Source organism: Yersinia kristensenii, assembly GCF_900460525.1.
Classification (GTDB): domain Bacteria; phylum Pseudomonadota; class Gammaproteobacteria; order Enterobacterales; family Enterobacteriaceae; genus Yersinia; species Yersinia kristensenii.
In genome coordinates this window covers 1,148,867-1,174,841 of sequence record NZ_UHIY01000001.1, presented here as the reverse complement: position 1 = coordinate 1,174,841, position 25,975 = coordinate 1,148,867, and the positions used below count along the sequence as shown (strand labels likewise).

The window sequence follows — 25,975 nt, the reverse complement described above, 5'->3', positions numbered from 1 at the left end:
ATATTGAGACAGGCTTTATGTAGAGGATGGTGTCTTCGATGTCTAATTCGCTTCTCAGTAGCGAAACCAGTGAACTGGATTTACTGGATGAACGTCCGTTCAGTCAAACGGACCATGAAATACTCAAATCATACGAAGCTATCGTTGATGGCTTGGCAATGCTTATTGGCAACCACTGTGAAATTGTCCTGCATTCACTGGAAGACCTGAAAAGCTCTGCGGTAAGAATTGCTAATGGTGAACACACAGGTAGGCAAATTGGCTCGCCGATAACAGATCTGGCTTTGCGGATGCTGCACGATATGGCGGGCGCAGACAGCAGTGTTTCAAGAGCCTATTTCACGCGCGCCAAAAGTGGTGTGCTGATGAAGTCCGTCACTATTGCTATCCGTAACCGCGATCAGCGCGTTATTGGCCTGTTGTGTATTAACATGAATCTGGATGTGCCTTTCTCGCAAATCATTAAGACTTTCATGCCACCGGAAACTCAGGAAGTTGCTTCCTCGGTAAACTTTGCTTCATCGGTCGATGACTTGGTGGCGCAAACACTGGAATTTACTATTGAGGAAGTTAATGCGGATCGCAATGTGTCTAACAATGCGAAGAACCGCCAGGTTGTTCTCAATCTGTATGAAAAAGGTATTTTTGATATCAAAGATGCAATTAATCAGGTTGCTGAACGACTAAATATTTCCAAACATACGGTTTATCTCTACATTCGCCAGTTCAAAAGTGGTGATTTCGTGGGACACGAGCGTTAATGTCAGGGGGGAATGTGGCGAAATATTGTCTGATGGTGACAGGCCCCGCCTATGGCACCCAACAGGCCAGCAGCGCCTATCAGTTTGCCCAAGCACTGATAAGTTCAGGTCATAATTTGGTGAGTGTTTTCTTCTACCGCGAAGGTGTTTTGAATGCTAACCAATTAACCGCGCCTGCCAATGATGAGTTTGATTTGGTACGGGCGTGGCAGCAACTGGCGCTTAACCATTCGATTGAGTTAAATGTCTGTGTGGCGGCGGCATTGCGCCGTGGTATTATTGACCAAAATGAAACTGACCAACTCGATTTGGCGGGCGCGAATCTACAACCCGGTTTTACCTTGAGTGGGCTAGGTGCGCTGGCTGAAGCCGCCTTGACCTGTGACCGCATGGTGCAATTTTAATGGCAGAGAATGGTAAGAATAGTATTGCTTTTGTTTTCACCCAAAGCCCGCATGGTAATTCAGCGGGGCGGGAAGGGTTAGATGCCTTGCTGGCAACGTCTGCGTTGAGTGAGGATATCGGGGTATTCTTTATTTCGGATGGTGTTTTGCAACTTTTGCCGCAGCAGCAGCCAGAAAAAATTCTCTCCAGAAACTATATTGCCACTTTCGGTGTCTTACCCCTGTACGATGTCGAGAATTATTATATCTGTGAAGCCTCATTGCAGCAGCGCGGATTGAGCGAAGTGACGGATTGGATACTTGATGTTGCGGTATTATCTCCGGTAAATTTACGCAGCCAATTGGCAAATTATGATGTTGTGCTGACTTTCTAATGAGATTTAGGTAGCCATAATGCTGTATACCGTCAGTCATTCACCTTATCACTGCGATTTATCTGCATTGCTGAGATTAGTCACATCTGAAGATGAGATTCTATTTCTGCAAGATGGCGTGATGGCGGTTTTAAAAAATAGTGAAAGTCTTAACTTGTTGTTAAATAACCCCGCTTCGCTATTTGTGTTGGAAGATGACGTTATTGCTCGCGGCTTATCCGGTCAAATTTCAGACAATGTCACGCTAATCAGTTATACTCACTTCGTGGATTTGACCCTAAAACATCAACAGCAACTGGCATGGTAATGCAGTCAATGCTGTATATTTCTTGACACCTTAGATAGTCAGCCATAAAATTCTGCGTCCTCGTTCTCTGCCAGTAGTGCAAACGAGGGGGATTTATCACGTGTTTACGAAGCAAAAAACCAGGAGCTTTTTTAATAATGGCAACGATTAACCAGCTGGTTCGCAAGCCACGCAGCATGAAGGTTGCTAAAAGCAACGTTCCTGCGCTGGAAGCATGCCCGCAGAAACGTGGTGTATGTACCCGCGTATATACAACCACCCCGAAAAAACCTAACTCCGCACTGCGTAAAGTTTGCCGTGTGCGTTTAACTAACGGTTTTGAAGTCACCTCCTACATCGGCGGTGAAGGTCATAACCTTCAGGAACACTCCGTGATCCTGATCCGTGGCGGTCGTGTTAAAGACTTGCCAGGTGTGCGTTACCACACCGTTCGCGGCGCGCTTGACTGCTCAGGTGTTAAAGACCGTAAGCAATCACGTTCTAAGTACGGCGTGAAGAAGCCAAAGGCTTAATGGTTCTCCGTTAAGTAAGGCCAAACATTTTCACATTAATGTCAAAATAAACTCTTAGAGTTTTGGACAACCCTGAATTAACAACGGAGTATTTCCATGCCACGTCGTCGTGTAATTGGCCAGCGTAAAATTTTACCGGATCCTAAGTTCGGATCTGAATTGCTGGCTAAATTTGTAAATATCCTGATGGTAGATGGTAAGAAATCTACTGCAGAAGCAATCGTCTATACCGCGCTGGAGACCCTGGCTCAGCGTTCTGGTAAAGATTTTCTGGAAGCTTTCGAAGTAGCTCTGGACAACGTGCGCCCGACTGTCGAAGTTAAGTCTCGCCGCGTTGGTGGTTCTACTTATCAGGTACCAGTTGAAGTTCGTCCGGTTCGTCGTAATGCCTTGGCAATGCGTTGGATCGTTGATGCTGCTCGTAAACGCGGTGATAAATCCATGGCTTTGCGCTTGGCGAATGAACTGTCTGACGCAGCAGAGAACAAAGGTTCTGCTGTTAAGAAACGTGAAGACGTTCACCGTATGGCCGAAGCTAACAAGGCGTTCGCGCACTACCGCTGGTAATCACCACGCAGTAGTCATGCTAACCATGCGGGCGCTTTAAGCCAACCCGCATGGGTTAACCGAATGAACGCCCTAGGAATAGAGGAATCAAATGGCTCGTAAAACACCCATTGAGCGCTATCGTAATATCGGTATCAGCGCTCACATCGACGCCGGTAAGACAACCACTACCGAACGTATCCTGTTTTACACCGGTGTAAACCATAAGATCGGTGAAGTTCATGACGGCGCAGCCACCATGGACTGGATGGAACAGGAGCAGGAGCGTGGTATTACCATTACTTCTGCGGCTACTACCTGCTTCTGGTCTGGTATGGCTAAACAGTACGAACCACATCACGTCAACATCATTGACACCCCAGGGCACGTTGACTTCACTATCGAAGTAGAACGTTCCATGCGTGTTCTTGATGGTGCGGTAATGGTTTACTGTGCAGTTGGTGGTGTTCAGCCACAGTCTGAGACCGTATGGCGCCAGGCTAACAAATATAAAGTTCCACGCATTGCGTTCGTTAACAAAATGGACCGCATGGGTGCTAACTTCCTGAAAGTTGTTGGTCAGATTAAATCTCGTCTGGGCGCGAATCCAGTTCCATTGCAACTGGCAATCGGCGCGGAAGAGAAATTCACCGGTATTATCGATCTGGTGAAAATGAAAGCGATCAACTGGAACGAAGCTGATCAGGGCGTGACCTTCGAATACGAAGAGATCCCGGCTGATATGGCTGAACTGGCTGCTGAATGGCACCAGAACCTGGTTGAATCTGCTGCAGAAGCGTCAGAAGAGCTGATGGATAAATATTTGGGCGGCGAAGAGCTGACTGAAGAAGAAATCAAGAAAGCTTTGCGTCAACGTGTTCTGCGCAACGAAATCATCTTGGTTACCTGTGGTTCTGCGTTTAAGAACAAAGGCGTACAGGCAATGCTGGATGCAGTTATCGACTATCTGCCAGCACCAACTGACGTTGAAGCAATCAACGGTATTTTGGACGATGGTAAAGATACTCTGGCTGTTCGTCACTCAGACGACAAAGAGCCGTTCTCTGCACTGGCATTCAAAATTGCTACCGACCCGTTTGTGGGTAACCTGACGTTCTTCCGTGTGTACTCTGGCGTTGTTAACTCCGGTGACACCGTGTTGAACTCAGTACGTTCACAGCGTGAGCGTCTGGGCCGTATCGTTCAGATGCACGCAAACAAACGTGAAGAGATCAAAGAAGTTCGTGCAGGCGACATCGCAGCAGCGATCGGTCTGAAAGATGTGACGACGGGTGACACTCTGTGTGATCCAGCTAATCCGATCATCTTGGAACGTATGGAGTTCCCAGAGCCAGTAATCTCTGTTGCCGTTGAACCAAAAACCAAAGCCGACCAAGAAAAAATGGGTATGGCTCTGGGTCGTCTGGCGAAAGAAGATCCATCATTCCGCGTTTGGACTGACGAAGAATCTGGTCAGACTATCATCGCTGGTATGGGTGAGTTGCACTTGGATATCCTGGTTGACCGTATGCGCCGCGAATTTAACGTGGAAGCAAACGTTGGTAAACCTCAAGTTGCATACCGTGAAACTATCCGCGATACCGTTAAGGACGTGGAAGGTAAGCACGCTAAGCAGTCAGGCGGTCGTGGTCAGTACGGTCATGTTGTTATCGACATGTCTCCGTTGCCACCGGGTGGCGTTGGGTATGAGTTCGTCAACGAAATCGTTGGTGGTTCTATTCCTAAAGAGTTCATCCCTGCTGTTGATAAAGGTATCCAGGAACAACTGAAAGCCGGTCCTTTGGCTGGTTACCCGGTTGTTGACGTTAAAATCCGTCTGCACTACGGTTCTTACCATGACGTTGACTCCTCAGAATTGGCGTTTAAATTAGCCGGTTCTATCGCCTTTAAAGAAGGGTTCAAACGAGCTAAACCAGTTCTGCTTGAGCCAATCATGAAGGTTGAAGTCGAAACCCCTGAAGATTACATGGGTGACGTAATGGGCGACCTTAACCGTCGTCGTGGTATCATCGAAGGTATGGAAGATACTGCTACCGGTAAAACCGTTCGCGTCAAGGTTCCGTTGTCTGAAATGTTCGGTTATGCTACTGACCTGCGTTCTCAGACTCAGGGCCGTGCTTCTTACTCCATGGAATTCCTGGAGTATGCTGAAGCACCTAGTAACGTCGCTAAAGCCGTTATCGAAGCCCGTGGCAAATAAGCTTTCGGGTTTAAAACAATGATCCAGTGCTCTCTCATAAGTGGGAGAGCACAAGAGTAAGGAATATAGTCGTGTCTAAAGAAAAATTTGAACGTACCAAACCCCATGTAAACGTCGGTACTATCGGCCACGTTGACCATGGTAAAACTACCCTGACTGCGGCAATCACCACCGTTTTGGCTAAAACCTACGGCGGTAGCGCTCGTGCTTTCGATCAGATCGATAACGCACCAGAAGAAAAAGCACGTGGTATCACCATCAACACTTCTCACGTTGAGTATGACACCCCGTCACGTCACTATGCGCACGTTGACTGCCCAGGGCACGCCGACTACGTTAAAAACATGATCACCGGTGCTGCTCAGATGGACGGCGCTATCCTGGTTGTTGCTGCAACTGATGGCCCTATGCCACAGACTCGTGAGCACATCCTGTTGGGTCGTCAGGTTGGCGTTCCTTACATGATCGTATTCATGAACAAATGCGACATGGTTGATGATGAAGAGCTGCTGGAACTGGTAGAAATGGAAGTTCGTGAACTTCTGTCTGCTTACGATTTCCCAGGCGATGACATCCCAGTAGTTAAAGGTTCAGCTCTGAAAGCGCTGGAAGGCGTTAAAGAGTGGGAAGACAAAATCATCGAACTGGCTGGCTACCTGGATACTTATATCCCTGAGCCAGAGCGTGCGGTTGATAAGCCATTCTTGCTGCCAATCGAAGACGTATTCTCTATCTCCGGCCGTGGTACTGTTGTAACTGGTCGTGTAGAGCGCGGTATTGTTAAAGTTGGTGAAGAAGTAGAGATCGTTGGTATCAAAGATACTGTTAAATCTACTTGTACTGGCGTTGAAATGTTCCGCAAACTGCTGGACGAAGGCCGTGCTGGTGAGAACGTTGGTGTTCTGCTGCGTGGTATCAAACGTGAAGATATCGAACGTGGTCAAGTTCTTGCTAAACCAGGTTCTATCAAGCCACACACTACCTTTGAATCAGAAGTTTATATTCTGAGCAAAGACGAAGGCGGCCGTCATACTCCGTTCTTCAAAGGCTACCGTCCTCAGTTCTACTTCCGTACAACTGACGTAACCGGTACCATCGAACTGCCAGAAGGCGTTGAAATGGTGATGCCAGGTGACAACATCAACATGGTTGTTACTCTGATTCACCCAATCGCAATGGACGACGGCCTGCGTTTCGCAATCCGTGAAGGCGGCCGTACTGTAGGCGCTGGTGTTGTTGCTAAAGTTATCGCTTAATTGTTTTATTGATTAATTACTTTATTGATCAAGTAAAAGGGTGCTTCGGCACCCTTTTTTGTTGCCTAAAGAAAATAATCTTAATTGAAATAACTCGCATTCTTATTTACACTATGGATACTGGTTAAGAAGTGAGTCATTTTATGTATGTTTGCCTGTGTAATGCGGTATCTGACAAAGTTATCCGTAAAGCTGTACGTCAGCACCATCCACATACCATTCAACAGTTACGCCAATTAGTACCCATTGGTACAGACTGCGGGAAGTGCATTCGACAGGCCAGAGAAATCTTGATTGAGGAACGCGCTAACATTCCAGAAATGAATGATGTTGCCTAATAGTTAGCTGGGACAAGTTTTCCCCACACTTTGCCATCTGGTACTACACTTTTAGTACTGGAAGCGGAGGGTAATACTATGAAAGGCGATAAAAAGATAATTGCACATCTCAATAAACTACTCGGAAACGAGTTAGTTGCTATCAATCAATATTTTCTCCACGCCCGAATGTTTAAAAACTGGGGACTGATGCGCCTGAATGATAAGGAGTATCACGAATCAATTGACGAAATGAAGCATGCAGATAAATATATCGAGCGCATCTTATTCCTCGAAGGTATTCCTAACTTACAAGATTTGGGTAAGCTGAATATCGGTGAAGATGTTGAAGAAATATTGAAATCAGATTTAGCCCTCGAATTAGCTGGAGCGAAAGATCTGCGCGAAGGCATTGCCTATGCTGATTCTATTCATGACTATGTCAGCCGCGATTTGTTGAAAGAAATTCTAGCGGAAGAAGAAGGTCATATCGATTGGCTGGAAACAGAGCTGAGCCTCATTGAACGTTTGGGGATACAGAACTATTCCCAGGCTCAATTAGCAAAAGACTAGTTCTCTCCTTACTACACCGTCGTTTAGTCAAGCATATTATATTCAGTCAAAAGAGTGAGAACCTCATTGGCCTCACTCTATTTCTCATCTGTAGACCTGCAAAAATAGGCTTATTCCCCTCGAATTAAGTTATCTGTTAAGTTTTCGCATAGATTTTCAACACTGGCTTGCTTCCTGTTGGTATTTAAGTATAATGCGCGGGCCTACCTAATCTTGATAGGTCAGATTGAAACTAATCTGTCGGTTACAGCTTAGTGTTGAAACCGAACAATACTCCCGATATGGGGGTTATATGTTGAACGATTACACTCCCCCATCAATCGAAATGGGTGCGAGGAGTAATCATTTACGTTTATAAATAATTGGAGCTCTGGTCTCATGCAGAACCAAAGAATCCGTATCCGCCTGAAAGCGTTTGATCATCGTTTGATCGATCAATCAACTGCGGAAATCGTCGAGACTGCCAAGCGCACTGGTGCGCAGGTTCGTGGTCCGATCCCGCTGCCAACTCGCAAAGAGCGCTTTACCGTTCTGATCTCTCCGCACGTCAATAAAGATGCGCGCGATCAGTACGAGATTCGCACTCACAAGCGTCTGGTTGACATCGTTGAGCCAACCGAGAAAACCGTTGATGCTCTGATGCGTCTGGATCTGGCTGCCGGTGTAGACGTGCAGATCAGCCTGGGTTAATCAGGTCATTGAGCGATTGAGAGGTTGAAACAATGATTGGTTTAGTCGGTAAGAAAGTGGGCATGACGCGTATCTTCACAGAAGATGGCGTTTCAATCCCAGTAACTGTTATCGAAATTGAAGCGAACCGTGTTACTCAGGTCAAAAGCCTGGAGAATGACGGATACCGTGCTGTGCAAGTAACTACCGGTGCTAAAAAAGCTAACCGCGTTACTAAACCAGAAGCGGGTCATTTCGCTAAAGCTGGCGTAGAAGCTGGCCGTGGTCTGTGGGAATTCCGCCTTCCAGAAGGTCAAGAGTTCACTGCTGGTCAAGAAATTAGCGTCGAGATTTTTGCTGACGTTAAGAAAGTCGACGTTACAGGTACGTCTAAAGGTAAAGGTTTTGCCGGTACTGTTAAGCGCTGGAACTTCCGTACCCAAGATGCTACCCATGGTAACTCCTTGTCTCACCGTGTTCCGGGTTCTATCGGTCAAAACCAGACTCCGGGCAAAGTGTTCAAAGGCAAGAAAATGGCTGGCCACCTGGGTGACGAGCGTGTAACCGTTCAAAGCCTGGACGTAGTACGTGTTGACGCTGAGCGCAACCTACTGCTGGTTAAGGGTGCTGTACCGGGCGCTACCGGTGGCAACCTGATCGTTAAACCAGCTGTGAAGGCGTAAGGGGATAGCAATGGAATTAGTATTGAAAGACGCGCAAGGCGCGCTGACTGTTTCCGAAACTACCTTCGGTCGTGATTTCAACGAAGCGCTGGTACATCAGGTTGTTGTTGCTTATGCAGCAGGTGCCCGTCAAGGTACTCGTGCTCAGAAGACCCGCGCCGAAGTGACTGGTTCCGGTAAAAAACCGTGGCGCCAGAAAGGTACCGGCCGTGCGCGTGCAGGTTCTGTAAAGAGCCCAATCTGGCGTTCAGGTGGTGTGACCTTTGCTGCGAAGCCTCAGGACCACAGTCAGAAAGTAAATAAAAAGATGTACCGCGGCGCGCTGAAAAGCATTTTGTCCGAATTGGTACGTCAAGATCGTCTGATCATTGTCGAAAAGTTCTCTGTTGAAGCACCTAAAACTAAGTTGCTGGCGCAGAAGCTGAAAGATATGGCTCTGGAAGATGTACTGATCATCACTGGTGAACTGGACGAGAACTTGTTCTTGGCAGCTCGCAACCTGTACAAGGTTGATGTCCGTGATGTTGCTGGTATTGACCCAGTTAGCCTGATCGCCTTCGACAAAGTGGTTATGACTGCTGATGCTGTGAAGCAAGTTGAGGAGATGCTGGCATGATTCGTGAAGAACGTCTGCTGAAAGTACTGCGCGCGCCGCATGTATCTGAAAAAGCGTCCGCTGCGATGGAAAAGAATAACACCATCGTTCTCAAAGTTGCCAAAGACGCGACCAAAGCAGAAATTAAAGCTGCAGTGCAGAAACTGTTTGAAGTCGAAGTCGAAGACGTTAACACCTTGCTGGTTAAAGGCAAGAGTAAGCGTCACGGTCAGCGTGTTGGTCGTCGTAGCGACTGGAAAAAAGCTTACGTCACCCTGAAAGAAGGCCAGAATCTGGACTTCATCGGCGGCGCAGAGTAAGTCGGAGGAGTAAACAATGGCAATTGTTAAATGTAAACCTACATCTCCGGGTCGTCGCCACGTTGTTAAAGTGGTTAACCAGGAGTTGCATAAGGGTAAGCCTTATGCCCCGTTGCTTGAGAAATTAAGCAAAAGCGGTGGCCGTAACAACAATGGCCGTATCACTACCCGTCATATCGGTGGTGGCCACAAGCAACATTATCGTCTGGTTGACTTCAAACGCAACAAAGATGGTATCCCTGCTGTGGTTGAGCGTCTGGAGTACGATCCGAACCGTTCTGCGAATATCGCACTGGTTCTGTACAAAGACGGCGAACGCCGTTATATCCTGGCGCCTAAAGGCCTGAAAGCTGGTGACCAGATTCAATCTGGCGTTGATGCTGCAATTAAAGCAGGTAACACCCTGCCTATGCGTAACATCCCAGTTGGTTCAACGGTTCATAACGTAGAAATGAAACCAGGTAAAGGCGGCCAATTGGCTCGTTCTGCTGGTGCATACGTTCAGATCGTTGCTCGTGACGGTTCCTACGTTACTCTGCGTCTGCGCTCCGGCGAAATGCGCAAAGTTCTAGCTGATTGCCGCGCCACCTTAGGTGAAGTCGGTAACGCTGAACACATGCTGCGTGTGCTGGGTAAAGCAGGTGCTAGTCGTTGGCGTGGTATTCGTCCTACCGTTCGCGGTACGGCGATGAACCCAGTCGATCACCCACACGGTGGTGGTGAAGGTCGTAACTTTGGTAAGCACCCGGTAACCCCGTGGGGCGTTCAGACCAAAGGTAAGAAGACCCGTAGCAACAAGCGTACTGATAAGTTCATCGTACGTCGCCGTAGTAAAAAATAATTAGAGGATAAGCCATGCCACGTTCTCTCAAGAAAGGTCCCTTCATTGACCTGCACTTGCTGAAGAAGGTAGAGAAAGCGGTGGAAAGCGGAGACAAGAAGCCAATTCGGACTTGGTCCCGTCGTTCAACGGTCTTTCCAAATATGATCGGTTTGACCATCGCTGTCCATAATGGTCGTCAGCACGTTCCCGTTTTTGTTTCCGATGAAATGGTCGGTCACAAACTGGGTGAATTCGCGCCGACCCGTACTTATCGCGGCCATGCGGCCGATAAAAAGGCTAAAAAGCGCTAAGGTAGGAGGAAGAGATGGAAACTATCGCTAAACATCGCCACGCTCGTTCTTCTGCTCAGAAGGTTCGCTTGGTAGCGGATCTGATTCGCGGTAAGAAAGTGTCGCAAGCTCTGGAAACTCTGGCCTATACCAACAAGAAAGCTGCTGGTTTGGTTAAGAAGGTACTGGAGTCTGCCATTGCTAACGCAGAACACAACGATGGCGCTGACATCGATGATCTGAAAGTCACGAAGATCTTCGTAGACGAAGGCCCTAGCATGAAGCGCATTATGCCGCGTGCAAAAGGTCGTGCAGATCGCATCCTGAAGCGCACCAGCCACATTACTGTGGTTGTGTCCGATCGCTGAGACTCTGGAGACTAGCAATGGGTCAGAAAGTACATCCTAATGGTATTCGACTAGGTATTGTCAAAGCTTGGAACTCTACCTGGTACGCAAATACCAAAGAATTCGCTGACAACCTGGACAGCGACTTTAAAGTTCGCCAATTCTTGACTAAAGAATTAGCGAAAGCTTCCGTTTCTCGCATCGTTATCGAGCGTCCAGCGAAGAGCATCCGTGTGACTATTCACACAGCTCGCCCTGGCATCGTTATCGGCAAGAAAGGTGAAGATGTCGAAAAACTGCGTAAGGTCGTAGCGGATATCGCTGGCGTTCCTGCACAGATTAATATCGCCGAAGTCCGTAAACCGGAACTGGACGCAAAATTGGTTGCTGACAGCATCACTTCACAGCTGGAACGTCGCGTTATGTTCCGTCGTGCTATGAAGCGTGCTGTACAGAACGCAATGCGTCTTGGCGCTAAAGGTATTAAAGTTGAAGTAAGCGGCCGTCTTGGCGGTGCTGAAATCGCGCGTACCGAATGGTACCGTGAAGGTCGTGTTCCGTTGCATACACTGCGTGCGGATATCGATTACAACACATCTGAAGCGCACACCACTTATGGTGTAATCGGCGTTAAGGTATGGATCTTCAAAGGTGAGATCTTGGGTGGTATGGCTGCTGTTGAACAACCGGAACCGGCTGCTCAACCTAAAAAGCAGCAGCGTAAAGGCCGCAAGTAAGGAGAATCGCTGATGTTACAACCAAAGCGTACAAAATTCCGTAAGATGCACAAAGGCCGTAACCGTGGCCTTGCGCAAGGTACGGATGTTAGCTTCGGTGAGTTCGGCCTGAAAGCTTGTGGCCGTTGCCGCCTGACGGCTCGTCAAATCGAAGCAGCCCGTCGTGCGATGACACGTGCAATTAAGCGTCAAGGTAAGGTCTGGATCCGTGTATTCCCGGACAAACCGATCACTGAGAAGCCGCTCGAAGTGCGTATGGGTAAAGGTAAGGGTAACGTAGAGTATTGGGTTGCCCTGATCCAGCCAGGAAAAGTTTTATTTGAAATGGCTGGTGTACCGGAAGAAACTGCTCGCGAAGCATTTAAGCTCGCAGCAGCGAAACTGCCTGTAGGAACCACCTTTGTAACTAAGACGGTGATGTAATGAAAGCACAAGAGCTGCGTGAAAAAAGCGTTGAAGAGCTGAACACTGAGCTGCTCAACCTGCTGCGTGAGCAATTTAATTTGCGCATGCAGGCGGCTAGTGGCCAGCTGCAACAAACTCACCTGTCGAAACAAGTGCGTCGTAATATCGCACGTGTTAAGACTTTACTGACTGAGAAGGCGGGTGCGTAATGACTGAGCAAATCCGTACTCTGCAAGGTCGCGTAGTTAGTGACAAAATGGAGAAATCCATGGTTGTTGCTATCGAACGTGTGGTGAAACACCCAATTTATGGGAAATTCATCCGTCGTACGACGAAATTGCATGTACATGACGAGAACAATGAATGTGGAATCGGTGACGTGGTAGAAATCCGCGAATGCCGTCCATTGTCAAAGACTAAGTCTTGGACACTTGTTCGCGTTGTAGAGAAAGCGATTCTGTAATAGAGTAGCCAACTCGAACATAATAGACGGCTCAGAAAGTGGGCCGTTTATTTTTTCTACCCATAATCTGGAACCGGTGTTATAATGCCGCGCCCTCATTCATGGGGCTTTTAAACGACCTATTCTGGGTCCTAAAGTAGTAGTTGACATTAGCGGAGCACTAACATGATCCAAGAACAGACTATGCTGAACGTGGCCGACAACTCCGGTGCACGTCGCGTAATGTGTATCAAGGTTCTAGGTGGCTCGCACCGTCGCTACGCAGGCATCGGCGACATCATCAAGATCACCATCAAGGAAGCAATTCCTCGTGGCAAGGTGAAGAAAGGCGATGTTCTGAAGGCGGTAGTGGTGCGCACCAAGAAGGGTGTACGTCGCCCGGACGGTTCTGTCATTCGCTTCGATGGCAACGCTTGTGTTATTTTAAATAATAACAGCGAGCAGCCAATCGGCACGCGTATTTTTGGGCCGGTAACTCGTGAACTGCGTAATGAGAAGTTCATGAAAATTATCTCTCTGGCACCAGAAGTACTCTAAGGAGCGAACCATGGCAGCGAAAATCCGTCGTGATGACGAAGTTATCGTGCTAACCGGGAAAGACAAAGGTAAGCGCGGTAAAGTAAAGAATGTCCTGTCTGCTAGTAAGGTCATTGTTGAAGGTATCAACCTGGTTAAAAAACATCAGAAGCCGGTTCCGGCCCTGAACCAACCAGGTGGCATTGTTGAAAAAGAAGCTGCAATTCAAGTTTCCAACATTGCGCTGTTCAACGCGGCAACTGGTAAGGCTGACCGTGTAGGCTTTAGATTCGAAGACGGCAAAAAAGTCCGTTTCTTTAAATCTAATAGCGAAACTATCAAGTAATTTGGAGTAATACGATGGCGAAACTGCATGATTACTACAAAGACGAGGTAGTCAAACAACTGATGTCTCAGTTTGGCTACAACTCTGTCATGCAAGTCCCTCGGGTCGAGAAGATCACCCTGAACATGGGTGTTGGTGAAGCGATCGCTGACAAGAAACTGCTGGATAATGCAGCAGCTGACTTGGCAGCAATCTCCGGCCAAAAGCCGTTTATCACCAAAGCACGCAAATCTGTTGCAGGCTTCAAAATCCGTCAGGGCTATCCGATCGGCTGTAAAGTAACCCTGCGTGGCGAACGCATGTGGGAATTCTTTGAGCGTCTGATTACCATTGCTGTTCCACGTATCCGTGACTTCCGTGGCTTGTCCGCTAAGTCATTCGATGGCCGTGGTAACTACAGCATGGGTGTGCGCGAGCAGATCATCTTCCCGGAAATCGACTACGATAAAGTCGATCGTGTACGTGGTTTGGATATTACCATTACCACTACTGCGAAGTCCGATGATGAAGGCCGTGCATTGTTGGCTGCTTTTAAATTCCCATTCCGCAAGTAAGGTAGGGTTACTGATGGCTAAGCAATCAATGAAAGCACGCGAAGTCGTTCGCGTGAAACTAGCTAACAAATACCGCGCTCAACGCGAGGAATTAAAAGCTATTATCTCTGGTGTGAACTCATCCGACGAAGATCGTTGGAATGCTGTTCTGAAGCTGCAGTCTCTGCCGCGTGATTCCAGCCCGTCCCGTCAGCGTAACCGCTGCAACCAAACTGGTCGTCCGCATGGTTTCCTGCGGAAGTTCGGGTTGAGCCGTATTAAAGTCCGTGAAACCGCAATGCGCGGTGAAATCCCGGGCCTTAAAAAGGCTAGCTGGTAATTGTCACCAATTGAATCACGGGAGTAAAGACAGATGAGCATGCAAGATCCGATCGCGGATATGCTGACCCGTATCCGTAACGGTCAATCCGCAAACAAAGTCGCGGTCACCATGCCTTCCTCCAAGCTGAAAGTGGCAATTGCCAACGTTCTGAAGGAAGAAGGTTTTATTGAAGATTTTAAAATCGAAGGCGACACCAAGCCTGTTCTGGAATTAGCACTTAAGTATTTCCAGGGTAAGGCAGTGGTAGAAAGCATTCAACGTATCAGCCGTCCAGGTTTGCGCATCTATAAGAAAAAAGATGAGCTGCCAAAAGTTATGGCCGGTTTGGGTATCGCTGTTATTTCTACCTCTAAAGGTGTTATGACCGATCGTGCAGCTCGCCAAGCTGGTCTTGGTGGCGAGATTATCTGCTACGTAGCTTAATTCGGGAGGAAAGAATGTCTCGTGTTGCAAAAGCACCCGTCGTCATTCCTGCCGGCGTAGAGGTAAAACTCAACGGTCAGGTTATTTCGATAAAGGGTAAGAACGGCGAGCTGACTCGTACCGTCCATAGTGCTGTTGAAGTTAAGCAAGAAGAAAATACATTGACTTTCGCTCCACGCGAAGGCGCTGTAGACGGTTGGGCCCAAGCGGGTACCACTCGTGCACTGCTTAATGCAATGGTCGTTGGTGTTACCGAAGGCTTCACTAAGAAGCTTCAATTGGTAGGTGTAGGTTACCGTGCCGCAGTTAAAGGCAACGTGGTGAATTTAGCTTTAGGCTTCTCTCATCCAGTTGACCATGAATTGCCGGCTGGCATTACTGCTGAATGTCCGACCCAAACTGAAATCGTGCTGAAAGGCGCTGATAAGCAGGTGATTGGTCAGGTTGCAGCAGATTTACGTGCCTACCGTCGTCCTGAGCCTTATAAAGGCAAGGGTGTCCGTTACGCCGACGAAGTCGTGCGTACCAAAGAGGCTAAGAAGAAGTAAGGTAACACTATGGATAAGAAAGCAGCTCGTATCCGTCGTGCGACCCGCGCACGCCGCAAGCTCAAAGAACTGGGTGCGACTCGCCTGGTGGTACATCGTACCCCACGCCATATTTACGCGCAGGTTATCGCACCAAACGGTTCTGAAATTTTGGTAGCAGCTTCTACTGTAGAAAAAGCTATCAATGAGCAATTGAAGTACGCCGGCAACAAAGATGCCGCCGCAGCTGTAGGTAAAGCTGTTGCAGAGCGCGCATTGGAAAAAGGGATCACGAAAGTATCCTTTGACCGTTCCGGTTTCCAATATCATGGTCGAGTCCAGGCACTGGCAGATGCTGCCCGTGAAGCTGGCCTTCAGTTCTAAGGTAGAGGTGTAAGATGTCTCACATCGAAAAACAAGCTGGCGAACTGCAGGAAAAGCTGATCGCGGTAAACCGCGTATCTAAAACCGTAAAAGGTGGCCGTATTTTCAGCTTTACCGCACTGACAGTAGTTGGTGATGGTAACGGTCGCGTTGGTTTTGGCTACGGCAAAGCACGCGAAGTTCCGGCAGCGATCCAAAAAGCGATGGAAAAAGCCCGTCGCGCTATGATTAATGTTGCTTTGGATAACGGCACTCTGCAGCACCCTGTTAAAGGTGCTCATACAGGTTCCCGTGTATTCATGCAACCAGCTTCTGAAGGTACCGGTATCATCGCCGGTGGTGCAATGCGCGCCGTCTTGGAAGTTGCAGGGGTTCATAACGTTTTAGCTAAAGCATATGGTTCTACTAACCCGATTAACGTGGTTCGTGCAACTATCGCAGCGTTAGAAGATATGAAATCCCCAGAAATGGTCGCTGCTAAGCGTGGTAAGTCCGTCGAAGAAATTCTAGGGAAATAACCATGGCAAAGACTATTAAAGTAACTCAAACAAAAAGCAGTATCGGTCGTTTGCCGAAACACAAGGCAACTCTGATCGGTTTAGGTCTGCGTCGTATTGGTCATACTGTAGAGCGTGAGGATACTCCTGCTGTGCGTGGTATGGTCAACTTGGTTTCCTACATGGTTAAAGTTGAGGAGTAACAGATGCGTTTAAATACTCTGTCTCCGGCTGAAGGTGCCAAGCATGCGCCGAAGCGTGTAGGTCGTGGTATCGGTTCTGGCCTGGGTAAAACTGCTGGTCGTGGTCACAAAGGTCAGAACTCACGTTCTGGTGGTGGCGTACGTCGTGGTTTTGAAGGTGGTCAGATGCCTTTATATCGTCGTTTGCCGAAATTCGGCTTCACCTCTCGCAAAGCTATGATTACGGCAGAAGTTCGTCTGTCTGAACTGGCTTTAGTGGAAGGCGACGTAATCGACCTGAACACGCTGAAAGCCGCTAACGTTGTTGGTACCCAGATTGAATTCGCGAAAGTTATGCTTTCAGGCGAAATCACTCGTGCGGTAACTCTTCGTGGTCTGCGTGTCACCAAAGGCGCTCGTGCTGCTATCGAAGCTGCTGGCGGTAAAATTGAGGAATAAGTAGCAGATGGCTAAGCAACCAGGATTAGATTTTCAAAGTGCTAAAGGCGGATTAGGCGAACTGAAGCGCAGACTTTTGTTTGTTATCGGTGCGCTTATTGTTTTCCGTATCGGCTCTTTTATTCCGATTCCTGGTATCGATGCCACTGTGCTTGCTAAATTGCTCGAGCAGCAGAGAGGGACCATCATTGAAATGTTTAACATGTTCTCTGGTGGTGCTCTCAGTCGTGCTTCTATCTTTGCCTTGGGTATCATGCCGTATATTTCGGCATCAATTATTATCCAACTGTTAACTGTGGTTCATCCAGCGTTGGCAGAAATAAAGAAAGAAGGGGAGGCTGGCCGTCGTAAGATTAGTCAGTACACCCGCTATGGCACGTTGGTATTGGCTATATTCCAATCGATCGGTATTGCTACCGGTTTGCCGAATATGCCTGGGATGCAAGGTCTGGTAATTAATCCAGGCTTTGCCTTCTATTTTACCGCTGTTGTTAGCTTGGTCACAGGGACGATGTTCCTAATGTGGCTTGGCGAACAGATTACTGAGCGTGGTATCGGTAACGGTATTTCAATCATAATCTTTGCTGGTATTGTTGCCGGTCTACCACCTGCAATAGCCCATACCATCGAGCAAGCTCGGCAAGGCGACCTGCACTTCCTCCTGTTGCTGTTGGTTGCAGTATTAGTGTTTGCAGTAACCTTCTTCGTTGTTTTCATTGAACGTGGTCAACGACGTATCGTCGTTAACTATGCTAAACGTCAACAAGGTCGTCGTGTTTATGCAGCACAGAGCACACATTTACCGTTGAAAGTGAATATGGCCGGGGTTATCCCTGCAATCTTTGCTTCCAGCATAATTCTGTTCCCTGCCACGATTGCATCATGGTTTGGGGGCGGGACAGGTTGGAACTGGCTGACGACTATTTCGATGTATTTGCAGCCAGGACAACCGCTTTATGTGTTACTCTATGCGTCTGCAATCATCTTCTTCTGTTTCTTCTACACGGCGTTGGTGTTTAACCCACGTGAAACAGCAGATAACCTGAAGAAGTCCGGTGCATTCGTGCCAGGAATTCGTCCGGGAGAGCAAACGGCGAAGTACATCGATAAAGTAATGACGCGTCTAACCTTAATTGGTGCGATGTATATTACTTTCATCTGCCTGATCCCGGAGTTCATGCGTGACGCGATGAAAGTACCATTTTACTTTGGTGGTACCTCCCTACTTATCGTAGTGGTGGTCATCATGGACTTTATGGCTCAAGTGCAAACTCTGATGATGTCTAGTCAATACGAGTCTGCATTGAAGAAAGCAAACCTGAAAGGCTATAACCGCTAATTCAGGGATGTTTGAGAAGTTACGGAGAGTAAAAATGAAAGTTCGTGCTTCCGTCAAGAAATTATGTCGTAACTGCAAAATTGTTAAGCGTAACGGTGTCGTTCGCGTAATCTGCAGTGCCGAACCAAAGCATAAACAGCGTCAAGGCTGATTTATCTTGCATATTTTTCTTGCAAAGTTGGGTTGAGCTGGCTAGATTAGCCAGCCAATCTTTTGTATGTGACTGCAATGCTATTTGAGTATCCTGAAAACGGGCTTTTCAGAATGGTATTGCTGTATAAAATAGTAGGAGTGCATAGTGGCCCGTATAGCAGGCATTAACATTCCTGATCAGAAACATACCGTTATCGCTTTAACAGCGATCTTCGGCATCGGTAAGACCCGTTCACAGGCTATCTGTGTTGCTGCGGGTATTGCTGAAAATGTTAAGATCAGTGAGCTGTCTGAAGAGCAAATCGAGAAGCTGCGTGACGAAGTTGCCAAGTACGTTGTAGAAGGTGATCTGCGTCGTGAGGTGACCCTGAGCATCAAGCGTCTGATGGACCTTGGGACTTATCGTGGTTTGCGTCATCGTCGTGGTCTACCAGTTCGCGGTCAGCGTACTAAGACCAACGCACGTACCCGTAAGGGTCCGCGTAAACCGATCAAGAAATAATCGGGGTGATTGAATAATGGCAAAGGCACCTATTCGTGCACGCAAGCGTGTAAGAAAGACAGTCTCTGACGGTGTGGCTCATATCCATGCTTCTTTCAACAACACCATCGTTACCATTACAGATCGTCAAGGTAACGCATTGGGTTGGGCAACAGCAGGTGGTTCCGGTTTCCGTGGATCTCGTAAGTCTACTCCGTTTGCAGCGCAAGTTGCGGCAGAGCGCTGCGCTGACGCAGTGAAAGAATACGGTATCAAGAATCTGGAAGTTATGGTTAAAGGACCTGGTCCGGGCCGTGAGTCTACTATCCGTGCGTTAAACGCGGCTGGTTTTCGCATCACTAATATTACTGATGTGACTCCGATCCCTCATAACGGTTGTCGTCCGCCGAAAAAGCGCCGCGTATAACGCTGCTTTTAGGTTTGTTGGAGAGAGAAAATGGCAAGATATTTGGGTCCTAAGCTCAAGCTGAGCCGTCGTGAGGGCACAGACCTGTTCCTTAAGTCTGGCGTTCGCGCGATTGACACCAAGTGTAAGATTGAACAACCACCTGGCCAGCACGGTGCGCGTAAACCGCGTCTGTCTGACTACGGTGTGCAGTTACGTGAAAAACAAAAAGTTCGCCGTATCTATGGTGTTCTAGAACGTCAATTCCGTAACTACTATAAAGAAGCCGCACGTCTGAAAGGCAACACCGGTGCAAACCTGTTGCAATTGCTGGAAGGCCGTCTGGATAACGTAGTTTACCGTATGGGCTTTGGCGCAACTCGTGCTGAATCACGTCAGCTGGTTAGTCATAAAGCTATCATGGTAAATGGTCGCGTTGTTAACATCGCTTCTTATCAGGTATCTCCGAATGACGTAGTCAGCATCCGTGAGAAAGCTAAAAAGCAGTCTCGTGTTAAGGCAGCTTTGGAGCTGGCTGAGCAGCGTGAAAAGCCGACTTGGCTGGAAGTTGATGCTGTCAAGATGGAAGGTGTGTTCAAACGTATTCCTGAACGTACTGATCTGTCTGCGGACATTAACGAACACCTGATCGTCGAGCTTTACTCCAAGTAAAGCTTAGTACCAAAGAGAGGACACAATGCAGGGTTCTGTGACAGAGTTTCTAAAACCGCGCCTGGTAGATATCGAGCAAGTCAGTTCGACGCATGCCAAGGTGACCCTTGAGCCGTTAGAGCGTGGCTTTGGCCATACTCTCGGCAACGCACTGCGCCGTATTCTGCTTTCATCTATGCCGGGTTGCGCTGTGACCGAGGTTGAGATTGATGGTGTACTACATGAGTACAGCACCAAAGAAGGCGTACAGGAAGATATCCTGGAGATCCTGCTCAACCTGAAAGGGCTGGCGGTGAGAGTTCAGGGTAAAGATGAAGTTATTCTTACCCTGAATAAGTCTGGCATTGGCCCTGTGACTGCAGCCGATATCACCCATGATGGTGATGTCGAAATCGTCAAGCCGCAGCACGTTATCTGCCACCTGACCGATGAAAACGCATCTATTAGTATGCGTATCAAAGTTCAACGTGGTCGTGGTTATGTGCCGGCTTCTGCCCGAATTCATTCGGAAGAAGATGAGCGCCCGATTGGTCGTCTGTTAGTAGACGCATGCTATAGCCCTGTAGAGCGAATTGCCTACAATGTTGAAGCAGCGCGTGTAGAACAGCGTACCGACCTGGACAAGTTGGTTATCGAGATGGAAACCAATGGTACGATCGATCCTGAAGAGGCGATCCGCCGTGCGGCAACTATCTTGGCTGAACAGCTTGAAGCTTTCGTTGACCTACGTGATGTACGTCAGCCGGAAGTTAAAGAAGAGAAGCCAGAGTTTGTTCCGATCCTGCTGCGCCCTGTTGACGATCTGGAATTGACTGTCCGCTCTGCTAACTGCCTCAAGGCAGAAGCTATCCACTACATCGGTGATCTGGTACAGCGTACCGAGGTTGAGTTGCTGAAAACGCCTAACCTGGGTAAAAAATCTCTTACTGAGATTAAAGACGTGCTTGCATCACGTGGTCTTTCTTTAGGCATGCGCCTAGAAAATTGGCCGCCGGCTAGCATTGCTGATAACGAGTAACCGGATCACAGGTTAAGGTTTTACTGAGAAGGATAAGGTCATGCGCCATCGTAAGAGTGGTCGTCAACTGAACCGTAACAGCAGCCATCGCCAGGCTATGTTCCGTAACATGGCCGGCTCTTTGGTTCGTCATGAGATAATCAAGACGACCCTGCCGAAAGCGAAAGAGCTGCGTCGCGTTGTTGAGCCGCTGATTACTCTTGCCAAGACCGACAGCGTAGCTAATCGTCGTCTGGCATTCGCCCGTACTCGTGATAACGAGATCGTGGCAAAACTGTTTAACGAGCTAGGCCCGCGTTTCGCGAGCCGTGCCGGTGGTTACACTCGCATTCTGAAGTGTGGCTTCCGTGCAGGCGACAACGCACCGATGGCTTACATCGAGTTAGTTGATCGTGCTGCATCGCAAGCAGAAGTAGTTGCTGCAGAGTAATCTGTAAACGCGTAAAAAAACCGGGCTTGCCCGGTTTTTTTACGTCCATAATTCAGTGTGCTATGTTTAGTCCTCCGTATCTTACTAATCTCCCCTTATTATTTAGCTACTAATCCTTTAGTCTTAACTATCATTCGATTTTGTGAGATTTAATCTCTTGGGGATGTTATGGGACTAATTGATGAATGGGCTGAAAGACACATTATGGATGCACAAGAAAAGGGAGAACTCGATAATCTGCCAGGAAACGGGCGACCATTACTACTTGATGATGATACTTTTGTTCCCTCGGAGCTAAGGGCGGGATATAGATTATTGAAGAATGCCGGATACCTCCCTCCAGAATTACAGGATAGGCAGGAAGCATTGACTATCGCGGCTCTGTTGTCACAGCTCGATACTCGTCATAATGACTACTCAGGTTTACATAAGAGGTTGGTTTATTGGAGTTAAAATTAAAACAAGCAGGCTTTAGTGCTGATTTCTTGCATAGCGAATATCAAGGTAAAGTGACAGATAAACTGTCCAAAGAGGAATAATAAATGTTAAAGATAGGCCAGCTCGCTAAACTTGCAGATGTCACGCCAGATACTATTCGCTATTATGAAAAACAAGGCATGATGGAGCATGGTGAACGCACGGAAGGTGGTTACAGACTTTATACTGAACAAGATTTGCAGCGTTTACGTTTTATTCGTTATGCAAAGCAGCTTGGTTTTACATTAGAGACAATTGCTGAGTTATTATCGATCCGTGTTGATCCTGAACACCACACCTGCCAGGAGTCTAAAGCAATTGTAGATTCTCGGTTACATGATGTGGAAAGTAAGATCACTGAGTTGAAAAAGATGCGGGAGTCTTTAAAACGGCTTAGTAATGCATGTTGTGGTAGTACGCACGCCACGACTTATTGTTCAATTTTGGAGGCACTGGAGCAGGGGGCAACTGAAGAGTTAGCGAGGGACTAATTTTTTTAGAGGGTGGGTTTTAATCCGAATCTACAGACAGTATTATTCGTGGGTTTTTTAATCAATATTTCATTAGTGAGGCAGTACTATGACGACATATCGGCATACTAAAGGGAAAATTAAAGACAACGCGCTAGAAGCTTTGCTCCATGATCCACTATTCAGGCAACGTATCGAGAAGAGTGCTAAAGGTAAAGGAAGCTACCAGCGTAAAGAAAAACATGCAAAAGGCGGTAACTGGGAGGCCAGTGGTAAGCAATCAATAGATTTATTACCACTGGCCTTCTTGATTTAAAAGTAATAAAAAAGCCATCAAGTTGATGGCTTTCTATATTTAATAAAGCTGAAATTATTTTGGTTGTTGCGCTTTCAGTAGATCACGAATTTCAGCGAGCAGTTTCTCTTCTGTTGTTGGAGCTGGCGGCGCTGCTGGCTCTTCTGCTTTTTCACGGCGTAGTTTATTCATCAGTTTAACGGCTGAGAAAATAGCGAGTGCGACAATGACGAAATCAAAAACGCTTTGAATAAAACTACCATAATTCATTACAACAGCAGGTATAGTTCCTTCGGCGGCGCGTAATACGAAATGGAATTGTTTGAAATCGACCCCACCGAGCAATAAACCTAAGGGCGGCATAATGATATCGGCAACAAGTGAGGAAACAATCCTACCAAATGCAGCCCCAATAATTACCCCGACAGCCAAGTCGACCACATTGCCACGCATGGCAAATTCACGAAATTCCTTCATAAAACTCATAACTCACACCCCCTTTAAAATAAACTACTTAATCTTAGCTAAATAAAACTGGATACAGCCATAATTATAGGAAATTTTTCCATTATCAATGGGAATAGTTTTAATTTAATCATCATTGATTACAAGAAGAATGGACTTGGTTGGAACAGACGTTCTACATCGGGGACAAATTTTTTGTGAGTAATAAACATTATTACATGATCGCCCTGCTTAATAATGGAGTTACCATTAGCAATAATGACTTCGTCACCACGAACAATTGCCCCAATAGTTGTACCCGGCGGCAGCTTTATATCTTCAACCATTCGGCCTACTACTTTTGATGTTGTTTCATCGCCGTGAGCAATGGCTTCTATTGCTTCAGCAACACCTCGTCTTAATGACGATACACTAACAATATCGGCTTTACGGACATGGCCTAATAACGCGGAAATAGTAGCTTGTTGGGGTGATATAACAATATCAATAACACTTCCCTGAACCAGATCGACATAGGCACTGCGCTGGATTAATACCATTGCCTTTTTAGCACCCATGCGTTTTGCCAACATAGCTGACATAATATTTGCTTCATCATCATTGGTAATGGCGATAAAAACATCTACTTGCTCAATATGTTCTTCTGCTAACAATTCCTGATCTGATGCATCACCATAAAATACGATAGTATCGTGCAGCATTTCTGCTAATTCGGCCGCGCGTTGCTGATCGCGTTCGATTAACTTCACGCTATAATCTTTTTCCAATCGTAACGCTAAGCCCGCCCCTACATTCCCACCACCAACAATCATGATGCGCTTATAGGGTTTTTCCAGCCGTTGTAGTTCACTCATTACGGCCCGGATATGCTGGGAGGCAGCAACAAAGAAGACTTCATCACCCGCTTCAATGATTGTCGAACCTTGTGGCCGAATTGGCCGGTCTTGACGAAATATTGCTGCGACTCGAGTATCAATATGCGGCATATGTTCACGTAAAGATGATAATGCATTCCCGACTAATGGCCCGCCATAATAGGCTTTGACCGCTGCAATACTGACTTTACCTTCAGCAAAATTCACTACCTGCAAAGCACCCGGATATTCGATAAGTTTATAGATGTAATCTATAACTAACTGTTCCGGCGATATTAAATGGTCAATAGGAACCGCTTCTGGGAGAAATAGTTTATCTGCCTCACGAATGTACTCAGCTGAACGAATGCGAGCTATACGATTTGGTGTGTTAAATAGCGAGTAAGCAATTTGGCAGGCGACCATATTGGTTTCATCGGAGTTAGTCACTGCCACCAACATATCGGCATCTTCTGCACCCGCTTCCCGTAAAATCCGCGGATGCGATCCATGCCCTTGCACGACTCGAAGATCAAATTTATCTTGTAGCTGGCGTAGCCGGCCAGAGTCGACATCAACCACTGTGATGTCATTGTTCTCACCCACCAAGTTTTCAGCCAGGGTACCGCCCACTTGCCCCGCCCCAAGAATAATTATTTTCATAGCGCTCTCTGTTTCACACTGAAATTAGGTTTGAGGCAGCAAAGGCCACGACTATCTTTTGATCAACTTTGCATAATAAAAACCATCGCCATCTTCAGGATGTGGCAGGTTTTGTCTACCGGGAGCTGAAGTTGTACCGGTTTCGACCAATTCTGCTTCACTGTGACGTTGCAGAAAAGTGGCTATCTGCTGCTGATTCTCTTCTGGCAATATAGAGCAGGTAGCATAAACCATTACGCCGCCTTTTTTCAGTTTAGGCCAGATAGCTTCAATTATCTCAGATTGAAGTTGGGCCAGATCGGCAATATCGCTGTCTCGGCGCAACCATTTGATATCTGGGTGACGACGAATAACACCGGTTGCTGAGCAAGGGGCATCTAACAGAATTCGGTCGAATTGCTGATCACCGCACCATTCATCAGGTATTCGGCCATCACCGACTCGCACGTCCGCATGTAATTTCAGACGTTGTAAGTTTTCTTTAACTCGGCTAAGGCGCTGTTCATCTATATCGATGGCTAATACATGGGCCTTCGGAGCAGCTTCCAATATATGAGTTGTTTTACCCCCTGGAGCGGCACACAAATCGAGGATCTGTTCACCATTTTGGGGATCAAGTAGATCAACACAGCCTTGTGCTGATGCATCTTGCACTGTGACCCAGCCGAGTTCAAAGCCGGGGAGAGTACTGACGGCACAAGGTGTAATAAGACGAACTGCATCAGGATAAAAATCATGAGGCAGAGCATCAATATTGGCTTGCTTCAACAGCTCAAGGTATTTACTGCGTGAGTTATGTAGTCGGCTTACGCGCAGCCACATTGGCGGTTTTTGATTATTTGCATCGACAATCTGCTGCCATTGATCCGGATAGGCTTGTTTAATCCGCGCCAGTAGCCAGCTTGGGTGCAGATAGTGGCTATCGTTATTTGCAGCCCGCTCCAATAATTCCACTTGTTGGCGTTGGAATTGGCGCAGTACCCCATTGATTAACCCTTTTAATTGAGGGCGTTTCAGTGCGGTAGCACCCTCAACTGTTTCTGCCAGCGCTGCATGAGGGGGAATACGCGTGTATATCAGCTGATAAAGTCCAACCATAATCAGATAATGAAAAATGCGCTGTTTGCCAGTCATCGGGCGGGCCATTAATTGCTTAATACACCATTCGAGCTGCGGTAAAACACGCAAAGTGCCAAAACACAACTCCTGCAGCAATGCGCGATCTTTGTCGGAAATATTTTTATGTAGCCTAGGTAAAACGGTACTGAGCGATTGCCCTTGATCCAATACCTGGCTAATTGCTTTAGCAGCGATGCTGCGGAGATTATATGTGTTTTTCATAACCAAAAAAGCCGACAAACGTCAGCAAATAAAGGGAAAGTAGCCCGATGATGAAGTATCGGGCGATGAAATCTATACCCGTTGGATATATGATTAAA

At 47.3% G+C, this 25,975-nt stretch carries 43 protein-coding genes and 1 pseudogene; 41 read left to right on the top strand and 3 right to left on the bottom strand.

Annotated features, from left to right (window positions below; translation table 11 throughout):
• The first annotated feature begins 38 nt into the window (after positions 1-38).
• The 41 genes and pseudogenes from DX162_RS05570 (at position 39) to DX162_RS05365 (ending at position 22,575) form a co-directional block, all read left to right on the top strand.
• A complete protein-coding gene (locus DX162_RS05570; RefSeq protein WP_004391438.1) occupies positions 39-761 on the top strand; it encodes a helix-turn-helix transcriptional regulator in 723 nt (240 codons plus the stop codon).
• A complete protein-coding gene (gene tusD, locus DX162_RS05565; protein WP_032820227.1) occupies positions 761-1,165 on the top strand; it encodes a sulfurtransferase complex subunit TusD in 405 nt (134 codons plus the stop codon). Before DX162_RS05570 ends, tusD begins: the two co-directional genes overlap by 1 nt.
• A complete protein-coding gene (tusC, locus tag DX162_RS05560; RefSeq protein ID WP_032820225.1) occupies positions 1,165-1,539 on the top strand; it encodes a sulfurtransferase complex subunit TusC in 375 nt (124 codons plus the stop codon). Before tusD ends, tusC begins: the two co-directional genes overlap by 1 nt.
• Positions 1,540-1,558: 19 nt before the next feature.
• A complete protein-coding gene (gene tusB / locus DX162_RS05555) occupies positions 1,559-1,846 on the top strand; it encodes a sulfurtransferase complex subunit TusB (protein ID WP_004391435.1) in 288 nt (95 codons plus the stop codon).
• A 137-nt stretch (positions 1,847-1,983) separates the two neighbouring features.
• Entirely contained in the window at positions 1,984-2,358 is a 375-nt protein-coding gene (gene rpsL, locus DX162_RS05550; RefSeq protein WP_002212323.1) for a 30S ribosomal protein S12, read from the top strand.
• 96 nt (positions 2,359-2,454) lie between these two features.
• Positions 2,455-2,925 carry a 30S ribosomal protein S7 gene (gene rpsG, locus DX162_RS05545; protein ID WP_002212324.1) on the top strand — a complete coding sequence of 157 codons (471 nt, stop codon included), beginning with the start codon at positions 2,455-2,457 and terminating at the stop codon, positions 2,923-2,925.
• Between the two features lie 91 nt (positions 2,926-3,016).
• Entirely contained in the window at positions 3,017-5,125 is a 2,109-nt protein-coding gene (gene fusA, locus DX162_RS05540) for an elongation factor G (RefSeq protein WP_004391431.1), read from the top strand.
• Between the two features lie 71 nt (positions 5,126-5,196).
• A complete protein-coding gene (tuf, locus tag DX162_RS05530; protein ID WP_004391430.1) occupies positions 5,197-6,381 on the top strand; it encodes an elongation factor Tu in 1,185 nt (394 codons plus the stop codon).
• Positions 6,382-6,524: 143 nt separating this feature from the next.
• On the top strand, positions 6,525-6,719 hold the full coding sequence (gene bfd / locus DX162_RS05525; protein WP_004391429.1) for a bacterioferritin-associated ferredoxin: 195 nt from the start codon (positions 6,525-6,527) through the stop codon (positions 6,717-6,719).
• 78 nt (positions 6,720-6,797) lie between these two features.
• Positions 6,798-7,271, top strand: a complete 474-nt coding sequence (gene bfr / locus DX162_RS05520) for a bacterioferritin (protein WP_032820222.1) — start codon at positions 6,798-6,800, stop codon at positions 7,269-7,271.
• A gap of 378 nt (positions 7,272-7,649) precedes the next feature.
• On the top strand, positions 7,650-7,961 hold the full coding sequence (rpsJ, locus tag DX162_RS05515; protein ID WP_001181005.1) for a 30S ribosomal protein S10: 312 nt from the start codon (positions 7,650-7,652) through the stop codon (positions 7,959-7,961).
• Positions 7,962-7,993: 32 nt separating this feature from the next.
• Positions 7,994-8,623 carry a 50S ribosomal protein L3 gene (gene rplC / locus DX162_RS05510; RefSeq protein ID WP_004709250.1) on the top strand — a complete coding sequence of 210 codons (630 nt, stop codon included), beginning with the start codon at positions 7,994-7,996 and terminating at the stop codon, positions 8,621-8,623.
• Positions 8,624-8,633: 10 nt separating this feature from the next.
• Complete coding sequence (rplD, locus tag DX162_RS05505; protein WP_004391426.1) at positions 8,634-9,239, top strand: 50S ribosomal protein L4; 606 nt, start codon at positions 8,634-8,636, stop codon at positions 9,237-9,239.
• Entirely contained in the window at positions 9,236-9,538 is a 303-nt protein-coding gene (gene rplW, locus DX162_RS05500; RefSeq protein ID WP_005159841.1) for a 50S ribosomal protein L23, read from the top strand. Before rplD ends, rplW begins: the two co-directional genes overlap by 4 nt.
• A 16-nt stretch (positions 9,539-9,554) precedes the next feature.
• Positions 9,555-10,379, top strand: a complete 825-nt coding sequence (gene rplB, locus DX162_RS05495; protein WP_004391424.1) for a 50S ribosomal protein L2 — start codon at positions 9,555-9,557, stop codon at positions 10,377-10,379.
• 14 nt (positions 10,380-10,393) lie between these two features.
• Entirely contained in the window at positions 10,394-10,672 is a 279-nt protein-coding gene (gene rpsS, locus DX162_RS05490) for a 30S ribosomal protein S19 (protein WP_002213430.1), read from the top strand.
• Positions 10,673-10,686: 14 nt separating this feature from the next.
• Positions 10,687-11,019: a 50S ribosomal protein L22 gene (gene rplV, locus DX162_RS05485; RefSeq protein WP_004391423.1), complete on the top strand. Its 333-nt coding sequence runs from the start codon at positions 10,687-10,689 to the stop codon at positions 11,017-11,019.
• Positions 11,020-11,036: 17 nt separating this feature from the next.
• Positions 11,037-11,735 carry a 30S ribosomal protein S3 gene (rpsC, locus tag DX162_RS05480; protein ID WP_002221644.1) on the top strand — a complete coding sequence of 233 codons (699 nt, stop codon included), beginning with the start codon at positions 11,037-11,039 and terminating at the stop codon, positions 11,733-11,735.
• A 12-nt stretch (positions 11,736-11,747) separates the two neighbouring features.
• The gene (rplP, locus tag DX162_RS05475; RefSeq protein ID WP_002218940.1) at positions 11,748-12,158 is read left to right on the top strand and encodes a 50S ribosomal protein L16; all 411 of its coding nucleotides are present in this window, start codon (positions 11,748-11,750) and stop codon (positions 12,156-12,158) included.
• On the top strand, positions 12,158-12,349 hold the full coding sequence (rpmC, locus tag DX162_RS05470) for a 50S ribosomal protein L29 (protein WP_005159843.1): 192 nt from the start codon (positions 12,158-12,160) through the stop codon (positions 12,347-12,349). The genes rplP and rpmC overlap by 1 nt, the downstream gene beginning before the upstream one ends.
• Positions 12,349-12,603, top strand: coding sequence for a 30S ribosomal protein S17 (gene rpsQ / locus DX162_RS05465; protein WP_032820219.1), 255 nt, complete (start codon positions 12,349-12,351; stop codon positions 12,601-12,603). Before rpmC ends, rpsQ begins: the two co-directional genes overlap by 1 nt.
• A gap of 165 nt (positions 12,604-12,768) precedes the next feature.
• Positions 12,769-13,140: a 50S ribosomal protein L14 gene (gene rplN, locus DX162_RS05460; RefSeq protein WP_002213325.1), complete on the top strand. Its 372-nt coding sequence runs from the start codon at positions 12,769-12,771 to the stop codon at positions 13,138-13,140.
• A gap of 10 nt (positions 13,141-13,150) precedes the next feature.
• A complete protein-coding gene (gene rplX, locus DX162_RS05455) occupies positions 13,151-13,465 on the top strand; it encodes a 50S ribosomal protein L24 (protein ID WP_004391420.1) in 315 nt (104 codons plus the stop codon).
• Between the two features lie 14 nt (positions 13,466-13,479).
• Positions 13,480-14,019: a 50S ribosomal protein L5 gene (rplE, locus tag DX162_RS05450; RefSeq protein WP_004391419.1), complete on the top strand. Its 540-nt coding sequence runs from the start codon at positions 13,480-13,482 to the stop codon at positions 14,017-14,019.
• Between the two features lie 13 nt (positions 14,020-14,032).
• Positions 14,033-14,338 carry a 30S ribosomal protein S14 gene (rpsN, locus tag DX162_RS05445; protein WP_004391418.1) on the top strand — a complete coding sequence of 102 codons (306 nt, stop codon included), beginning with the start codon at positions 14,033-14,035 and terminating at the stop codon, positions 14,336-14,338.
• A gap of 33 nt (positions 14,339-14,371) precedes the next feature.
• Positions 14,372-14,764: a 30S ribosomal protein S8 gene (gene rpsH / locus DX162_RS05440; RefSeq protein WP_032820216.1), complete on the top strand. Its 393-nt coding sequence runs from the start codon at positions 14,372-14,374 to the stop codon at positions 14,762-14,764.
• A gap of 14 nt (positions 14,765-14,778) precedes the next feature.
• The gene (gene rplF, locus DX162_RS05435) at positions 14,779-15,312 is read left to right on the top strand and encodes a 50S ribosomal protein L6 (protein WP_004391415.1); all 534 of its coding nucleotides are present in this window, start codon (positions 14,779-14,781) and stop codon (positions 15,310-15,312) included.
• Positions 15,313-15,321: 9 nt separating this feature from the next.
• Positions 15,322-15,675, top strand: coding sequence for a 50S ribosomal protein L18 (rplR, locus tag DX162_RS05430; RefSeq protein WP_004391413.1), 354 nt, complete (start codon positions 15,322-15,324; stop codon positions 15,673-15,675).
• Positions 15,676-15,689: 14 nt separating this feature from the next.
• Entirely contained in the window at positions 15,690-16,193 is a 504-nt protein-coding gene (gene rpsE, locus DX162_RS05425) for a 30S ribosomal protein S5 (RefSeq protein WP_004391412.1), read from the top strand.
• Positions 16,194-16,195: 2 nt separating this feature from the next.
• Positions 16,196-16,375: a 50S ribosomal protein L30 gene (rpmD, locus tag DX162_RS05420; RefSeq protein WP_002213339.1), complete on the top strand. Its 180-nt coding sequence runs from the start codon at positions 16,196-16,198 to the stop codon at positions 16,373-16,375.
• Positions 16,376-16,378: 3 nt separating this feature from the next.
• Complete coding sequence (gene rplO, locus DX162_RS05415; protein ID WP_004391411.1) at positions 16,379-16,813, top strand: 50S ribosomal protein L15; 435 nt, start codon at positions 16,379-16,381, stop codon at positions 16,811-16,813.
• Positions 16,814-16,820: 7 nt separating this feature from the next.
• The gene (secY, locus tag DX162_RS05410; protein WP_002213344.1) at positions 16,821-18,152 is read left to right on the top strand and encodes a preprotein translocase subunit SecY; all 1,332 of its coding nucleotides are present in this window, start codon (positions 16,821-16,823) and stop codon (positions 18,150-18,152) included.
• A 34-nt stretch (positions 18,153-18,186) separates the two neighbouring features.
• On the top strand, positions 18,187-18,303 hold the full coding sequence (rpmJ, locus tag DX162_RS05405; RefSeq protein WP_002227352.1) for a 50S ribosomal protein L36: 117 nt from the start codon (positions 18,187-18,189) through the stop codon (positions 18,301-18,303).
• 147 nt (positions 18,304-18,450) lie between these two features.
• A complete protein-coding gene (gene rpsM / locus DX162_RS05400; protein WP_004391410.1) occupies positions 18,451-18,807 on the top strand; it encodes a 30S ribosomal protein S13 in 357 nt (118 codons plus the stop codon).
• 16 nt (positions 18,808-18,823) lie between these two features.
• Positions 18,824-19,213 (top strand): 30S ribosomal protein S11, encoded by a 390-nt coding sequence (gene rpsK, locus DX162_RS05395; protein ID WP_004709234.1) that lies wholly within the window; start codon positions 18,824-18,826, stop codon positions 19,211-19,213.
• Between the two features lie 30 nt (positions 19,214-19,243).
• Complete coding sequence (gene rpsD / locus DX162_RS05390) at positions 19,244-19,864, top strand: 30S ribosomal protein S4 (RefSeq protein WP_002218949.1); 621 nt, start codon at positions 19,244-19,246, stop codon at positions 19,862-19,864.
• A gap of 25 nt (positions 19,865-19,889) precedes the next feature.
• On the top strand, positions 19,890-20,882 hold the full coding sequence (locus DX162_RS05385; RefSeq protein WP_004391408.1) for a DNA-directed RNA polymerase subunit alpha: 993 nt from the start codon (positions 19,890-19,892) through the stop codon (positions 20,880-20,882).
• A gap of 40 nt (positions 20,883-20,922) precedes the next feature.
• Positions 20,923-21,312: a 50S ribosomal protein L17 gene (gene rplQ, locus DX162_RS05380; RefSeq protein ID WP_004391407.1), complete on the top strand. Its 390-nt coding sequence runs from the start codon at positions 20,923-20,925 to the stop codon at positions 21,310-21,312.
• 168 nt (positions 21,313-21,480) lie between these two features.
• Positions 21,481-21,851 (top strand): annotated as a pseudogene (locus tag DX162_RS05375) (DnaJ family domain-containing protein).
• 3 nt (positions 21,852-21,854) lie between these two features.
• Positions 21,855-22,280 carry a Zn(2+)-responsive transcriptional regulator gene (gene zntR, locus DX162_RS05370; protein WP_004391406.1) on the top strand — a complete coding sequence of 142 codons (426 nt, stop codon included), beginning with the start codon at positions 21,855-21,857 and terminating at the stop codon, positions 22,278-22,280.
• Positions 22,281-22,368: 88 nt separating this feature from the next.
• A complete protein-coding gene (locus DX162_RS05365) occupies positions 22,369-22,575 on the top strand; it encodes an alternative ribosome-rescue factor A (RefSeq protein WP_004391405.1) in 207 nt (68 codons plus the stop codon).
• Positions 22,576-22,629: 54 nt separating this feature from the next.
• Here the strand turns inward: DX162_RS05365 and mscL are convergent, their stop codons facing one another.
• From mscL to rsmB, 3 genes are all read right to left on the bottom strand, one after another.
• Entirely contained in the window at positions 22,630-23,040 is a 411-nt protein-coding gene (mscL, locus tag DX162_RS05360; RefSeq protein ID WP_004391404.1) for a large-conductance mechanosensitive channel protein MscL, read from the bottom strand.
• A gap of 119 nt (positions 23,041-23,159) precedes the next feature.
• Entirely contained in the window at positions 23,160-24,536 is a 1,377-nt protein-coding gene (gene trkA, locus DX162_RS05355) for a Trk system potassium transporter TrkA (protein WP_004391403.1), read from the bottom strand.
• A 51-nt stretch (positions 24,537-24,587) separates the two neighbouring features.
• Positions 24,588-25,877: a 16S rRNA (cytosine(967)-C(5))-methyltransferase RsmB gene (gene rsmB, locus DX162_RS05350; protein ID WP_004391402.1), complete on the bottom strand. Its 1,290-nt coding sequence runs from the start codon at positions 25,875-25,877 to the stop codon at positions 24,588-24,590.
• Positions 25,878-25,975: the final 98 nt, after the last annotated feature.